This window comes from Mesorhizobium sp. M0991, assembly GCF_040318915.1.
GTDB lineage: Bacteria > Pseudomonadota > Alphaproteobacteria > Rhizobiales > Rhizobiaceae > Mesorhizobium.
This window is the reverse complement of record NZ_JAMYNE010000020.1, coordinates 45267-59315: the sequence shown is the minus strand read 5'-3', so window position 1 is coordinate 59315 and position 14049 is coordinate 45267. Positions and strand designations below refer to the sequence as shown.

The window sequence follows — 14049 nt, the reverse complement described above, 5'->3', positions numbered from 1 at the left end:
TGCTGGTAGAGGTCAGTCTGCGCTACGGCTTTTCCGCAAGGACCGCCTCAGCGGTTTTCTCGTCGGTGATCAGCACATCGACGACTCCGAGATGCAGTACGGCGCGCAGCACCGGAACCTTGTCGAGGCCGCCGGAGGGCAGGATCACAGTGTCGACGTCGCGCAGATGTTCGGGGGCGAGGCCGATGACGCGACTGTTTAGCGGGTGATCGACGAGTTGTCCGTCGGCGCCGATCCAATGGCCGCAAATATCGCCGACCGCTCCGGCTTCGCGGAGCGATCTGAGATCATCGTCTCCTACCAGTCCGATCCGAAAGATGGTGGCGTCCTTGTGCACCGCGCCCACCGAAACGAAAGCGGCGTCAACGTCGCGGGCATGAGTGAAGGCGTCTTCCAGAATGGACTGGCGCATAAGCAGGTCGCGCGTGGCCTCGGTGTCCGTGAACACCGGTGCTGCGATGTAGAAGCATTCCGCATCGAAAAGCGCCGCGAGCCGCGAAGCGATCTCGTAGATGTTGATCGCCGATCCACGCGTGAGGCCGCCAAGCAGGGAAACGACCGACATCCCTTTGACCGGGCGCACGGTCACTGACCGCAGGCTAAGCTGGAGCGTCCGTCCCCATCCCACGCCCACCGATATTCCGTCATGGATTCTAAGCGACAGGGCTTCACCGGCAGCGGCTGCGATGACCTGTGGCACCAGGGCAGGATCGGGCGGTGTCGGAACCACGATTGGTTCGGAGACGCCATAGGCGTCCCGCAGCCGGTGCTCTAGCTCGATGCAGTTCGCCACCTTGGAATTGATGCGAATCTGGACGATCCCCCGCTGGCGGGCATGCGCCAGCATCCGGTTGACGCGAAGGCGTGTCAGGCCAAGAGACTTGGCGATTTGCGCCTGGGTGAGGTCACCGACGTAAGCAAGCCAGGCGGCGCGCACGAGCAGGCCTTCCTCGCGATCGGCCGTGACGGAACTCGTTATGGCTTGGCGGCCGTCGCGTTTCTTTCGTGCTGGTTTCTCCATCAGATCATCCTGTCCACTCCGCGGCAGCGGGTCCAGAGCGGGCTCGGCGGAGCCATGTGCTCATCGATATGAGGCATCAATCGAGTTTCCCCGGCTCCGCTAGCCTCGATGATAGCGGTCGAAGGACAAAACCAGCGGAGCATCATGGCAAATCGCGTCGATGATGGCCCTCGTCAGCGGCAGGCGATCGTGGGGAAGTACACCCCGGCCCATCATATTCTTCAAAGCCGGACCAAGGTCCAGCGCCAGTTGCGCCCCCTCGACCGTGTCCAAACTCATATGTTCGCGCTTCGCCACGGAATAAGGCAGGCCGCGGCCGAGCAGGCGTCCCATGCGACCGTTACGGCCCGCCTGGCAGGTCACATAAAGATCGCCGGAGCCGGCCAGCCCCAGCACCGTTTCGATTTTTCCACCCAGAGCTTCGACCAGAATCGCCATCTCGGCGAGGGACTGCGAGAAAAGTGACGAGGCTAGGTTGTGCATGAGCGCGCCATTGGGCGCCTTGCCGTCGCGCTCGAGCAGCCCAACGGGGGCCGCAACGGCGAGTGTGTAGAAATTCTTGAAAGCAGCGCAGATCTCGACACCGACGAGATCGGATGACGATCGCGCATGATAGAAAGGCGCGCGCAGAGTGCGGGACGCCGCGGTCACTTGGTCGGGATCGTGCCCGGCCACGATCACAGACGTGTCGCGCTGTGCGGCCAGTTCGCCGGCAATGCACGGTCCGCCTATGGCCATCACAGGGACAGACAAGCCAGTGCGTTGCTCGATCTCGCGGGCAAGCGGATGTGGCAGGATTTCGATGCCTTCGTCGGTTGCCGCAAGTCCTTTCGTAATCATCAGGATCGGCACGGGCGACTTGATGCTTTCCGCAATGCGGTCGATCGCCCAAGGAATGCCGGCCGACGAAACACCGAGTACAAGCAGATCGGGTCCATCGTTCATCGCTGCCCCGAATTCGGTCCAGGAACAGGCGGTCACCGCGTCAGGCAGAGTGATGTTGAGGCGAGGGTGACGACCTGTGCTGGCCACCGAGCCGACGATCTCCTCGTCGAGATGGGTCCCGACAAGAGTGATGTGGTTACCGGCATGAGCGGCCGGAAGCGTCATGGCAGAGCCCATGACGCCGGCGCCGAGGATGATGATCCGCGCCATTCAGCTTCTTCCCTTGTCCAGCCGCTCGCCGCTATCCTCGTCGAACAGGTGGATTCGCTCAGGCGCCGGCTCCAGATGGATCACCGCTCCAGGAGAGGGCTCCATGCGGTCATGCAGCACCGAGCAGATCGCGGTGTTGCCCATGCTGGCAAAGATGTGGATTTCGGGGCCAGTCGGCTCGACAACCGTAATCCTCGCCGGAATGCCGCGCCCGTCGGCCACTGGTCGAAGATGTTCGGGGCGAATGCCGTAGATCACCTTTTGGCCGGGCCGGACCGCAGCCCCTGGCGGGAGCGGGAGGGATAGCTCGTCGGCCCGCACCACCCAGGCGCCGCGCTCGGAAGCCACCTCGCCATGAAACATGTTCATTGCGGGCGAGCCGATGAAAGAGGCGACGAAGAGGTTTGCCGGGCGATCGTAGACATCGAGCGGGCGCCCGATCTGCTCGATATGGCCGTCGCGCATGATGACGATGACATCGGCCATGGTCATGGCCTCGATCTGGTCATGCGTGACATAGACGGTGGTGGTCTTCAGCCGCTGGTGGAGCTCCTTGATTTCGGTGCGCATCTGCACGCGCAGCTTGGCATCGAGATTGGACAGCGGTTCGTCGAACAGGAACACAGTTGGGTCCCGCACGATGGCGCGGCCCATGGCGACGCGCTGCCGCTGACCGCCCGAAAGCTGGCGGGGGTACCGTTCCAGATAGGGGGTCAGATTGAGGATCGCCGCCGCCCATCCGACCTTCTGTTTGATTTCATCGGTTGGGCGTTTCTTCAACTGCATGGAAAAGGCCATGTTGTCGAAGACTGTCATGTGCGCGTAAAGCGCGTAATTCTGGAAGACCATCGCGATGTTGCGGTCTTTGGGATGGAGCGTGTTGACGACCCTGTCGCCTATGGCGATCTCACCGGACGTGATGGGCTCGAGACCGGCTATCATACGCAACAGCGTGGACTTGCCGCAGCCGGACGGTCCCAACAGAACGACGAACTGGCCATCCTCGATCGAGAGATCGAGTCCATCGATAATCGAGACGGCGCCATAGTCCTTCTTTATGTTGCTGATGGTGACAGACGCCATAAATTGCTACCCTTCGATTGCCCTTGCCGGTTGGATCTCATTTTCGCCATGCGAGCCATTGGCGATCGGATGCTCTCACCATTCGTTCTCCAGAAACTCTTCCAGCAACCCCCCATCGGCGGCCAGGTTGACAAAGGACCATCGGCCGCGGATTTCTCGCGAATAGCGAATGGCATCGTGCCAAAGCGCACGCGGCAGGCCTAGTTCCGCGCCGGTGACCGGCCCCCCCGCAGCCTTGAGCGCCGCCTCCATGCGGGCGACCGGCATTGCCATCGGCCGAACCTCCTGGCGCAACGCCGGCCAGATTTCCGCAAGCCTGCGGTTGAAGGTTTCCGTCTGGCTGGCGTCGAGTGCCGTCTTCCTCATCTCGGCAATGCAAAGCGGTCCAAGTTGCCCGCCATAGCGCGCCAGCATTGCCGCCTCGTCGATGAAGGTCGGCCTTGCCTGCGGCGGCTCTTCCATGTCCAGTAGCCGCGCTTGCAGTCGCGCCATGACCAGCGAGGCAACCCCGACCTGCTGGCCGTGCGTGGTGCCGGGATGATGGGCTTGCGCGAACATGTCGATCCAGTGGGAGATTTGGTGCTCTCCCATGGACCCAGGGTGGGAAACGCCGGCGAAGCACACACCCATCGAGCACAGCGTCAGGATGCGCTGGAGGTGCCCGACGGCGGTGATGTCATGCCTGGCAAGGCCAGGCGCATGGGCCAGCATCGGTTCCTCATCACCCGCCTGCAGCAGGTAAGGCACCTCGGAATAGTAAGTGTCGAACAGCCGATGCGAAGCCCACCAGTCGATCTGGGCGGTGGAGCGGCAGAGGCTGTCGCCAAGCCCGGCGGCGCTGAGCCAGGCGGGTGCTGCAGCCGAAACACCAACGTCCAGGAAGATGCCCCGCGGAGCATGCGAGGGCAGCGAGATCTTGAGCCCGGAGGCCAACGTCACCGACGCTGTCGAGGCGCCGTAGCCATTCATCGAGGCGGCCGTGCCGAAGACGGCATAGGGCCGCTCGTCGAGGAAGGTTGCATGCTTGCAGCTGTCGTTGAGGACGCCCGACCCGACGGCCACGACCCCGTCGGCGTGACGCGTCTTCTCCCTGACCATCTGGATCGTTGCCTCATCGCAGTCGAGGCCGTCAGGCAGCACGATTTCGTCGATGTCGGCGATGGCGCGCAGCGCCTTCGCGACGCGCCGGCCCATCACATCGACGGTGTTGACATCGGACACAACAGCGATGCGGCTGCCTAGGGCCAGGGGCGCAACGAGATCCGCCTCCCGGCCCTCCGTCGTCTCCAGCAATTCGATCGTCTGGAACGGCAGGACCGCTGCCGCGCCTGTCTTGGGATCTTTCCAGCGTCCCGCGACAACGTCCTCGATTAAGGCGTTCCAGTTGGTTTCAGCCATGATCGGCCTCCATGAAGGCCGCGAGGCGCTCGTTCCAGGCTGAAAGCGTAGGCCAAAGATCGGCATGGATCGCAAGAAGCTCGGCGTAGAGCGCGGCCCGTTTCGCGTCCGGTTCGAAGGTTTTGGCCGGCTTGCTGGCCATTGCGAGCGACGCTTCGGCGATGGTGGAAAACCAGCCCACGCCCTTGGCCGCTGCCATCGCCGCGCCAAGCGAGGAGGCTTCCACTGTCGTCGAACGCATTACGGGACGGTCGAGTGCATCTGCCAAAATCTGCATCCACAGGTCGGACTTCGCTCCTCCGCCGATGGCTATGAACTGGTCGATGGTCTGGGCGGCAGCCGCAGCGGCCCGCTGACTTGTCGCGGCCTGATGCAGCGCTATGCCTTCCAGCACGGCGCGATAGATGTCGCCGCGGCGGCTGGAGCCGGATAGCCCGGCAATGACACCACGGGCAGCACTGTCCCAGTGCGGATCCATGACGCCCTGCCAGTAGGGCAGGAGCATTATGCCGCCTGCGCCGATCGGGCTGGTAGCGGCTTCGGCCTCGAGCGCCTCCAGGGCGTCGCTTGCGCCATGCAGATCGACGCCAAGCATTTCGCGCGCCATCCAGTCGACAAGAAAAGTGCCGGCGCGAAGGCACGTCTCGTAGATATAGCCATCATCGGCGACCGCCGTCTCTGTGCGGAAGGCCAAATCATGCACGTAGTCGATGCCGAAGCTGCCAGAGACGACAGCCGTACCGAGGTTGATGTAGGCGCATCGCGGCTGCAACACACCCGCGCCCGTGCCGGCGCATTGACCGTCGCCGCCGCCGGCGACGATCGGTGTGCCCTCCCGCAAGCCCGTCAGCATGGCCGCTTCCGACGTTAGTTGGCCTAGAACGGCGCCGGGCCGCGCCAGGTCAAGCATCATGCGCCGGGCGACGCCTGCCGCGTTCAGTATATCGTTCGACCAGTCCATAGCTCGCATATCGAGTATGCCCATCGGGTCGGCGGATGCGGTGGACGTCACCCACAGGCCACTCAAGCGAAACACCAGATAGCCGTGAACTTCGGCCATTCGCTCCACCCGGGCAAAAATCTCGGGCTCTTCCTCGCGAAACCAGATCATGCGGTAAAGGCAAGGAATGACGTCCAGCGGCTTGCCGGATATTGCGTGGACGCGTGCCGCGCCGAAGCTCTCGCCGAAGCGCCGTGCCTTCCGCCGGGCGCGCTCATCGAGCCAGAGCGTTGCAGGCCCGACTGCCTGGCCCTGCTCATCGAAAAGTCCGAAGCTCTCGCGTTGGTTGGCAATCGCAAGGGCTGCAATGCGTGCCGGCGAAACCGTTGCCGCGACAGCGCGCAGCGCTGCGACCGTCGAGGTCCACCATTCGGCCGGATCCTGCTCGAAATAGCCCGAACGCGGGTTGGACATTGCAAGCGGTGCACGGCCTTCAGCCACGGCCAGACCATTGCGGTCCCAGGCGATCGCCTTGGTTGCCGAGGTCGAGGAATCAATGCCGATGACGAGATCTGGAACCATTGCCGCCACATTGCCAAACGGCGAGGGCGGCCGAAGCCGCCTTCGCCCAAATCACCGATTAGCCGCTAAAGACCGGCGTCCTTGACTTTGCCGTCGACAATGCCGGCAATGGCATCCAGGCATGCCTTGGCATCGCCGCCATAGTCTTGGCCCGTAAGCAATTTGCCGAGTTCAACCGGAATGTCGTTGTTCGACAGATCCGCCCAGATCGGCATGTCCGGCTCCGATCCCATCTGGTTGTCGATAGTGTATTTGATCGCGTCGAAGTGGCGTGTCGTTCCGGGCCCGACAACGCCCTTTGCCTTGACCCGAGGATCTGTAAAGGACGAATTGCGCATCGGCGAGGCGCCGCCGCCGAGCGTCGACACCCGCGCCATCACATCCTTCGAGCAGACCCACTGCATGAACAGCCATGCTGCTTCCTTGTTCTTGGAATATTGCGACAGCGAAATCGTCGAGCCACCCTGGTGGCCGACGGCCGGGATTTCGTTGAAGCCGCAATCGGCGGCGGCGCGACGGCCAGGAACCTCCTTGGGCGCGGGCAGGGCCTCGAACAGGCCTTTGACCTTGGAATCTTTGGCGTCGAAGCCGGGGAAATCCTCGCCCCAGGTGATTGCCATGGCGGCCTGACCCTGTGTCAGCGCCTGTCCCTGGCCGTCCCACGTCCAAGTCGTCGCGGAGGGCGGCGAGTTCTTGACCAACTCCTGATAGAATTTGAGCCCGGCCACGCCGCGTTCGTCATTGCCGACAAACTTCTTGTCCTTGTTGAAGATCGAACCGCCATGGCCCCACAATGCGAAGGTCCAGTCGCATTCCAGCGAATAGTGGCCGGACTTCGCCTGGCACGCGGTGCCGAAGATGCCGTTGCTTTTTTCTGCCTCAGTGAGCGCCTGCACGGCCTTGAGGTAGGCGTCGAGGTCTGTCGGCAGCGCAATGTTGTGTTTGTCGAATAGATCCTTGCGGTACATCAGGATGAAGATCGGAATATCGAATGGAATTCCGCACTGTTTGCCGTTGTACATGGCAATGCCGTCGACCAGCGGCTTGGAGAAATCGTCCCAGTCGAAGTTGGGCATCGCCAGTTCTTTGTTCTGGTCATAATACTCGCGCGGATCGACGACATCCTGGGCAAATGTGGCCATCCAGGACTGGTCGAGATAGTAGACGTCGTAGGTGCCAAGTTGGCCCTGTACGTCTTGCGTCGCCTTGGCGAGAACCTGCTCCAGCGGCACGATCTCGACTTCCACCTCAATGCCGGTTGCCTTGGTGAATTCACCTGCGACAAGCTGGTTGGCCACGATCGTTGGCGGCGTCGCTTCCGAAGTGTAGCGGATTTTGGTGCCGGCATATGGCTTGCCGACATCAGCCAGCCACTTCAGCATGTCGGCGTCCTGGGCGCGGGCTTCCTCAACCCCGAGCCCCAGCATCCCCCGATTGGTGCGGCCGCCACCTAGCATGGCCGATCCGAAGGCAGAAAAGCCGACACCGGCGAGCGCCATCTTCCTCATGAAGTCGCGTTTGGTTATTCGGCGCGCCGTAAAATCGTTGCAGGTATCGGCGACGAATGTCTTCTTGTCGTGTTCACTGAAGCTCATGATCGTTCCTCCATTGCGTTTTTGTCGTCGTTCTTCTCGTCTGCGCCTCACTCCTTCAGGGACCCGAGGGTGAGGCCGCGGACCAGATGCCGTTGAACCAGCAGGATGAAGATGAAGCTGGGTATGATCGCGGACGTGCCGAGCGCTGTGATGTAGCCCCACTCGGTCGCGGTCGAGGTGACAAAGGTCGAGATCTTCACCGGCACGGTGCGGATCGACGTTGTCAGGAACAGTGAGAGCAGGAACTCGGTCCACGAAAAGATGAAACACAGAACAGCTGTCGCAGCGATGCCGCCCTTGACCATGGGAAGGACCACGCGTCGGAACGTCTGCCAGCGCGTCGCGCCGTCAATCAGCGCCGCCTCATCAACCTCGCGCGGAACATCGTCGAAGAACGATTTCAAAAGCAAAACTGCCAGCGGCAGGTTGATCAAACTGTGAACGAGGATGAGGCCCGTATAAGTATCGCGTAAGCCGAGATCGCGGAACATGAAAACGATCGGAATGACGATCGCGATTGGCGGCATGAAGCGCTGCGAGAGAATCCAGAACAGGAAGGACTGCTGGCCGCTGAACTGCATTCGCGACAGGCAATAGGCAGCCAGGGTGGCCAGCAGCAGCGTCAGCGCCGTCGATCCGACGGCTATGATGGCGCTGTCGAGCAACGACTGGCGGGAATCGTAGGAGCTCGCGCCACCCTTGATGACCCCGGCCGCCTCGCCGCCTTGTTCCATGCCGATGTCGACGCGCGAAACGCCAAGCAACGTCACACGGTAATTGTCCGGCGTCGGCGTGAAACCGGTGTAGACTGGTCCGCTGCGGTCGAAAATCGCCGAATAGGGTTTGATGGACGACAGAGCCCACCACGCGATCGGGAACATGAAGATCGCCACCACCAGGACGGCGAGCACGTCACGGGCGATCGTTTGGGCGCGCGACGACTCCATCAGAACCTCACCTTGAACAGCCTGACGAACAGGTTCGACACGACGATCAAGACGACGAGCACGATCAGCGACAGGGTCGCGGCATAGGGAAAGTCTCCGGTGAAGTAGATTCGACCCGCGTAGAATGAAAGTGTCTCGGTGGCCGTGCCTGGCCCGCCGGCGGTGATGATGTAAACGTAGTCGTAGATGCGAAAGAGATCGACGCCGCGGATCAGCACCGCGACCGCTATCACCTTGCGCAGCATCGGCAATGTGAGCCGCCAGAATGTCTGGATGCCGTTGGCGCCGTCGATCGCCGCGGCTTCGAAAGGTTCCTTCGGCAGCGCCCTGAGTCCTGCCAGGATGATGAGCACCATGAACGGCGTCCATTGCCATATGTCTGCCAGCAGGATTGCCGCCAATGCGGTTCCGGGCTGCGTCAGGATCGGCTGTGCCGGCGAGATCAGGTCGAGGGCATAGAGGTAGAACGACAGGACGCCGAAAGAGCCGTCCTGCATCAGCAGGAACATCATTCCGGTCACCGCAGGCGGCACCACCAGCGGCAGTGTCATCAGCGCCCGCAGCACGCCGTAACCTTTGCGATCGGTGTCAAGCAGAAGGGCAATGAGGATGCCGAGCGCAAGCTGAACCGCAAGCGCGACGAAGGTGTAGATCAGCGTGGTTTCCAGCGAATGCCACATACGCGCATCCGAGAAGGCCCGCGTCCATTGGTGGAGCCCTGCGAAGTCAAGCTGCCGGGAAACGACATTGCGTTTGTGAAACGACAGCCAGACTGAATAGGCGAGGGGGTAGATGCCGAAAACGAGAAGCATCACCGTGATCGGCGCGAGCCAGGGAAAAGGATGCTCGGCCGTCATGAACCGGGGCAGGGCCCACCTGGAAGTCGGCCGCGTGAGGATAGCGCTGCTCACGTGCAAATCTCCGCTCGGTCACAGAGACGCATCGGCCTTCTCCCTATCGGCCAGATTGTGCCAACTTGAACTTTTGTAAGTTTGTTGTGCCTTTTGTTAGGAACGTGTCGGACGGCCGCCGATTTGTCAAGTCGGTTCCGTCAGCGCTCAAGGGATTTGCTCGTGGTCCCAGAGGATGCCGTCATCGCCGGGTATGGAGTTGTTTTTGGAGGAAACGCCGCCGGTAAATGCCGTGCACCAGCCTCAAACGCGCTCAGGGCCGCCGCCAACTTTGGCAGCCCAAGGAAAGCTACGAAAGCATCGAGGAGATCGGGAGGACAGCCGGGGGCTTCTGGAACTCCCCTTAATCCGGCAACAGGATCTGAAGCTTTACGTCCGCCGGCCGGGCTTCGACTGCGCGGTCGAAGGCGGTGATGGAATCTTCGAAGGGGAAGGTCGCCGAAATGAGTGGCTTTAGGTCGACCCGACCCGACCCCATCAGCGCGATTGCCCGCTCATATTGGTGGCAATATCGGAACACAGTCTCGATGCGGACTTCCTTGGTCGAGGCGGTGGCGACATCGAATGCGATCGGCGCCACCGGCAGGCCGACCACCACCACCGCGCCGCCGGGCCGCGGCAGATCGAGCAGGGTCTCCCATGCCTTGGACGAGCCCGAGCATTCGAAAACGACATCGGCGCCCCAGCAATCGGTCAGGCGCTTTACCTCCGCCGCCAGGTTCTTGTCGCGGATGTTGACCGGGATCACGCCTTGATAGCCGCTGGCGATGTCGAGCTTGGGTTGGGCGAAATCTGCAACAATGGCGCGGGCGCACCCGCCGGCGAGTGCCGCGATCGCCACCATCGTGCCGATCGGCCCGGCGCCAATCACCACCGCCGTGTCACCAGGCGCGATCTTTGCTTTGGCAGCCGCCTGCATGCCGACGGCGAAGGGCTCGACCATGGCGCCTTCGGCGAAGCTGACATTGTCGGGCAGTTTGAAAGTGTAGTTGGCGGGGTGGACGACATAGGGTGTCAACACGCCGTGGATCGGCGGCGTTGCCCAGAACCTGACCGCCGGATCGATGTTGTATAGGCCGAGCCGGCTCGCCCGCGAATTGGGATCGGGGATACCCGGCTCCATGCAGACGCGGTCGCCGACCTTCAGATGCTCGACGCCTTTCCCTGTTTCGACGACAGTGCCGGCGGCTTCGTGGCCCAAGACCATCGGCGCTTCGACCACGAACGGGCCGATGCGGCCATGCGTGTAGTAGTGCACGTCCGAGCCGCAGATGCCCACCGTATGGATCTTGATGCGAACTTCGCCCGCGCCTACGGTCTGTGGCAGATCGATCTCACGCAGCTTGAGTTCGTGCTGGCGTTCAAGGACAAGGGCGCGAACGTTCGTCATCGACGTAATCTCCTCTAATGCCGATTGTTCGAGGCCTCCTCGACCTTGCTTGCACTCGGCACGTTCATCATAGCCGCTCATTCACGGCTTCAAAATCCAGTTCGGAAACGGGTGTGGCAAGATTCCGACTATCCGTACCAACCCGGCCAAGGGACTTTGAAGGCCGACCATGCCGCTGCCGATTGCGTTTGGATCATTCAGGGTGCTCTGAGGTATCCAGTGATAGATTCGGCATCAGGATGGGAACCAGTGTTTAGAGGGCGACGTGCACACTTGCTGCACACAAAGTTCTCCCATCTTTCGGTTCTGTTTTGGCGAAGCGGCGCAACAGGGCATGCTGTGACGCGATGTTTGAGAGATTGTCGCCCGGCTTCGGCTGCCCGAGCGACAGAGCACCTGACAGGGCGCCGTAGCACGACGAAAGAGGGTCCTTTTTATTGGGTCTGCGAGATGCTTCTGAGGGCTTCGGCAAAGCACAGGGTGGCCGAACCCGTCGCGGTCCGACGGCGAAGGCTGCGCGTTAGGCGATGTAGGTGCTGCGTCGATCATGGCTCCACCAGTTGCTGGATTGCGTGCATCGGTAGGACCAGCCGGAGGGAGTCCGGCAGCCGCACGAAGCCGTTTCCCTCATAGAAGGCAGCGGCGCGCTCGCTGATGGCATCCACCACCAGCATCGAGGAACCGACTGTGGCCGCGCTCGCATAGGCGCGCCGCACGGCGTCGGCGAGAAGCATCGCACCCAGGCGTTCGCCCTGACGGGCTTCCGAGACCGCCAGCCGTCCGATCAGCGTGGCGCTGACCAGCGGATAGCGCGGGATGTGCTTGCGCGCGGCGGCCGGCACGTCGCCCTGTGCAACGCCGGTTGCGCAAAGCGTATAATAGCCCAGCACGACATCCGGTTTATCAGGCTCCACGAGAATGAAGACCCCATTCGCCTTGCGCCGCACATCTTGGCTTGCCTGCGTCCGGAGATAACGGTCGAGTCTGTCGACGCCGCAGGCAAAGCCGTCCCGGTCGTGATGCGACGCGAGCGCCTCGATCTTCAAATCTGGCCGAGACGCCGCCATGCTCAGGACGCGACCCGGCGCTTGTGCTCGGCCAAGGCGCGGACCAGCCGCTCACTCGGCTCTGGCGGATTGACCAGCGCGTCGAAGAATGCCGCGCGGTCGCGATCGGACAGCACCAACGTCTCATGCTCGGCGATCGTCCGGCGCGCGGTGTCAGTGAGCGCAGTGACGCAGAAGTCGCTGACTTTGCGTCGTGACAGATGCGCTGCCCGCTCGATAAGATCCTTAGTCTCTTCATCCAACCGGAATCCGAGGCGTTCGACGCGGTTGGGCGTCTCTCGTTCGATCTGGGGCTGTTTGCGCGCCATTGGGATCACTCCTGTCGTGGTCTATGTTTCGCAAACAATGTACGTCACATAGACGAACAAATCAACGTCCGATTTCTGCCCTTCATCCACGCGCCGGTGGTCGAACATCAGCTTCGCCCGCTGTTCGGCTTCTACTGGGTGCTGACGGTGCCAGGCAGGCAGGCTCTTCGACAGCCCGCTTCTTCTGCCCTGTTGTGGTTTACGCTCGGCCAGCAAGAGTGTTCAATGCGTAACGTGTGTATCGTCGTTCGCCAGTTCTAATCAGTGCACCCTTGGCAACGAGGTCCTGCAAATCTCTTGTCGCTGACGCGCGAGATGCCTGAGTGATGGCGATGTAATTCTCGGCGCTGAGACCGCCCTTGAAACCATCTATACCTTCGCGGAACATCCGGGTGATGACCTTTTCCTGGCGCTCGTTGAAGTGACCGCGGTAGCGTTCGTAAAACTTGGCCTTGGCGACGGAGAATTCGACACGGGCAAGCGTTACGCGCTGCGCTTCAAGGATCGTTTTAGCGAAGTAGAGCAGCCAATCCGTAATCGCGTTGCTCTTGTTGCTGGCCTCCAGATGGTCGTAGTAGGCCTTGCGGTGGCGTTCAATCGTGTACGCCAAAGCGATGAGACTGGGCTCACCCAGGCTTTGCGCCAACGCCTTTTCGCAGAGGGCACGCCCTATGCGCCCGTTGCCATCCTCGAATGGGTGAATGCTCTCGAAATAAAGGTGCGCGATTCCGACACGCGTCAACGCCGGAATCGGTATCTTGCCTTTGGGCGCGGTTTCGTTGAACCAAGCCGCGAAGGCGTCCATTTCGGTCTTCACCCGGGCCGACGGCGGCGCTTCGAAATGCACTTTGGGCTTATCCAGCCGATTGGAAACGATTTGCATAGCATCGGCATGCTGGCGGTAGCTGCCGATGGTCCCGATACCCCGCTCACCCGACATCACCATCTTGTGCCAGGCGTAGAGGGTGCGGTGCGAGAGTGTATCGGCGAAACGCAAGTAAACATCGGCCATCATTTCAGCGATGCCGCGCTCGGCGGCCGGCGGAATGTGCCTGATCTCGCTTCCCAGGCCAAGTTGCTGGCGTAAGGATGATTGCAGATTCTCGCGGTTGAGGTATTCCCCTTCAATCGCGGATGTCTTCAAGGCCTCTTCGCTGATAAGATCGATGCGGATCTGGTCGCGATCGTTGGCACCGACATGACGAAAGACGCCCAGGAACTCGCCCGATCGCAACAGGAACTCGCTTTCCAGCGGTTCCAATACCTTCTTATCGTAGGTAAAATGCGGCCAGTCAGCCTGCTCCCAATTCCATACCATGAGTTATAGAGCACCTTTCTATAACTCATGAAGCCACGAAAGGTGAGCTATAGCAATCCTCGCTATGCCTCAAGGTCCTGTCGGATAGGTCAACACCCCCCGGCGGCACCGCAGGTTTTCCTGATTGCGCCGGAGTTGATCCAACCCAGGTCGGCTCCGAAAGGGCCGCTGGAAACGTTGAAGGACATAGCTTGAGGCGCCCCGAGAACCGGTCTTTCGCACAGCTCCCCTCACGCAGCTATCAAGGGCCGACACGTGTAGCGTCATTATGGAAGTCAGCGGCGGTTCGTACCTCACAGGCGCTCGCGGCTTTGCCTGTTCAAGATGTGGGCAC

Annotated in this window: 13 protein-coding genes; all 13 read right to left on the bottom strand. The window is 61.5% G+C overall.

Annotation, left to right across the window (positions count from 1 at the left end; all coding sequences use genetic code 11):
- Positions 1-22 precede the first annotated feature (22 nt).
- Complete coding sequence (locus tag NKH70_RS24995; RefSeq protein WP_352719856.1) at positions 23-1021, bottom strand: sugar-binding transcriptional regulator; 999 nt, start codon at positions 1019-1021, stop codon at positions 23-25.
- A gap of 99 nt (positions 1022-1120) precedes the next feature.
- Complete coding sequence (locus NKH70_RS24990) at positions 1121-2176, bottom strand: hypothetical protein (RefSeq protein WP_353026274.1); 1056 nt, start codon at positions 2174-2176, stop codon at positions 1121-1123.
- Complete coding sequence (locus tag NKH70_RS24985) at positions 2177-3259, bottom strand: ABC transporter ATP-binding protein (protein WP_352719852.1); 1083 nt, start codon at positions 3257-3259, stop codon at positions 2177-2179.
- A gap of 75 nt (positions 3260-3334) precedes the next feature.
- Entirely contained in the window at positions 3335-4657 is a 1323-nt protein-coding gene (locus NKH70_RS24980) for an iron-containing alcohol dehydrogenase (RefSeq protein WP_353026273.1), read from the bottom strand.
- A complete protein-coding gene (locus NKH70_RS24975; RefSeq protein ID WP_352719847.1) occupies positions 4650-6179 on the bottom strand; it encodes a xylulokinase in 1530 nt (509 codons plus the stop codon). Before NKH70_RS24975 ends, NKH70_RS24980 begins: the two co-directional genes overlap by 8 nt.
- A 65-nt stretch (positions 6180-6244) precedes the next feature.
- Positions 6245-7774 carry an ABC transporter substrate-binding protein gene (locus tag NKH70_RS24970; RefSeq protein WP_353026271.1) on the bottom strand — a complete coding sequence of 510 codons (1530 nt, stop codon included), beginning with the start codon at positions 7772-7774 and terminating at the stop codon, positions 6245-6247.
- A 47-nt stretch (positions 7775-7821) separates the two neighbouring features.
- Positions 7822-8721, bottom strand: a complete 900-nt coding sequence (locus NKH70_RS24965; protein WP_031212286.1) for a carbohydrate ABC transporter permease — start codon at positions 8719-8721, stop codon at positions 7822-7824.
- The gene (locus NKH70_RS24960; protein WP_352719844.1) at positions 8721-9632 is read right to left on the bottom strand and encodes a carbohydrate ABC transporter permease; all 912 of its coding nucleotides are present in this window, start codon (positions 9630-9632) and stop codon (positions 8721-8723) included. The genes NKH70_RS24965 and NKH70_RS24960 overlap by 1 nt, the downstream gene beginning before the upstream one ends.
- A gap of 343 nt (positions 9633-9975) precedes the next feature.
- The gene (locus NKH70_RS24955; RefSeq protein ID WP_353026269.1) at positions 9976-11022 is read right to left on the bottom strand and encodes an NAD(P)-dependent alcohol dehydrogenase; all 1047 of its coding nucleotides are present in this window, start codon (positions 11020-11022) and stop codon (positions 9976-9978) included.
- Positions 11023-11567: 545 nt separating this feature from the next.
- Positions 11568-12068, bottom strand: coding sequence for a GNAT family N-acetyltransferase (locus tag NKH70_RS24950; protein WP_352719840.1), 501 nt, complete (start codon positions 12066-12068; stop codon positions 11568-11570).
- 23 nt (positions 12069-12091) lie between these two features.
- On the bottom strand, positions 12092-12397 hold the full coding sequence (locus NKH70_RS24945) for a type II toxin-antitoxin system TacA family antitoxin (protein ID WP_352592712.1): 306 nt from the start codon (positions 12395-12397) through the stop codon (positions 12092-12094).
- 21 nt (positions 12398-12418) lie between these two features.
- Positions 12419-12613, bottom strand: coding sequence for a hypothetical protein (locus NKH70_RS24940; RefSeq protein ID WP_352719838.1), 195 nt, complete (start codon positions 12611-12613; stop codon positions 12419-12421).
- On the bottom strand, positions 12597-13715 hold the full coding sequence (locus tag NKH70_RS24935; RefSeq protein ID WP_353026268.1) for a Fic family protein: 1119 nt from the start codon (positions 13713-13715) through the stop codon (positions 12597-12599). The genes NKH70_RS24940 and NKH70_RS24935 overlap by 17 nt, the downstream gene beginning before the upstream one ends.
- Positions 13716-14049: the final 334 nt, after the last annotated feature.

Coding starts and splice junctions, on each gene's coding strand:
- NKH70_RS24995 (WP_352719856.1), bottom strand. CDS start 1,021: ATGGAGAAACCAGCACGAAAGAAACGCGACGGCCGCCAAGCCATAACG.
- NKH70_RS24990 (WP_353026274.1), bottom strand. CDS start 2,176: ATGGCGCGGATCATCATCCTCGGCGCCGGCGTCATGGGCTCTGCCATG.
- NKH70_RS24985 (WP_352719852.1), bottom strand. CDS start 3,259: ATGGCGTCTGTCACCATCAGCAACATAAAGAAGGACTATGGCGCCGTC.
- NKH70_RS24980 (WP_353026273.1), bottom strand. CDS start 4,657: ATGGCTGAAACCAACTGGAACGCCTTAATCGAGGACGTTGTCGCGGGA.
- NKH70_RS24975 (WP_352719847.1), bottom strand. CDS start 6,179: ATGGTTCCAGATCTCGTCATCGGCATTGATTCCTCGACCTCGGCAACC.
- NKH70_RS24970 (WP_353026271.1), bottom strand. CDS start 7,774: ATGAGCTTCAGTGAACACGACAAGAAGACATTCGTCGCCGATACCTGC.
- NKH70_RS24965 (WP_031212286.1), bottom strand. CDS start 8,721: ATGGAGTCGTCGCGCGCCCAAACGATCGCCCGTGACGTGCTCGCCGTC.
- NKH70_RS24955 (WP_353026269.1), bottom strand. CDS start 11,022: ATGACGAACGTTCGCGCCCTTGTCCTTGAACGCCAGCACGAACTCAAG.
- NKH70_RS24945 (WP_352592712.1), bottom strand. CDS start 12,397: ATGGCGCGCAAACAGCCCCAGATCGAACGAGAGACGCCCAACCGCGTC.
- NKH70_RS24935 (WP_353026268.1), bottom strand. CDS start 13,715: ATGGTATGGAATTGGGAGCAGGCTGACTGGCCGCATTTTACCTACGAT.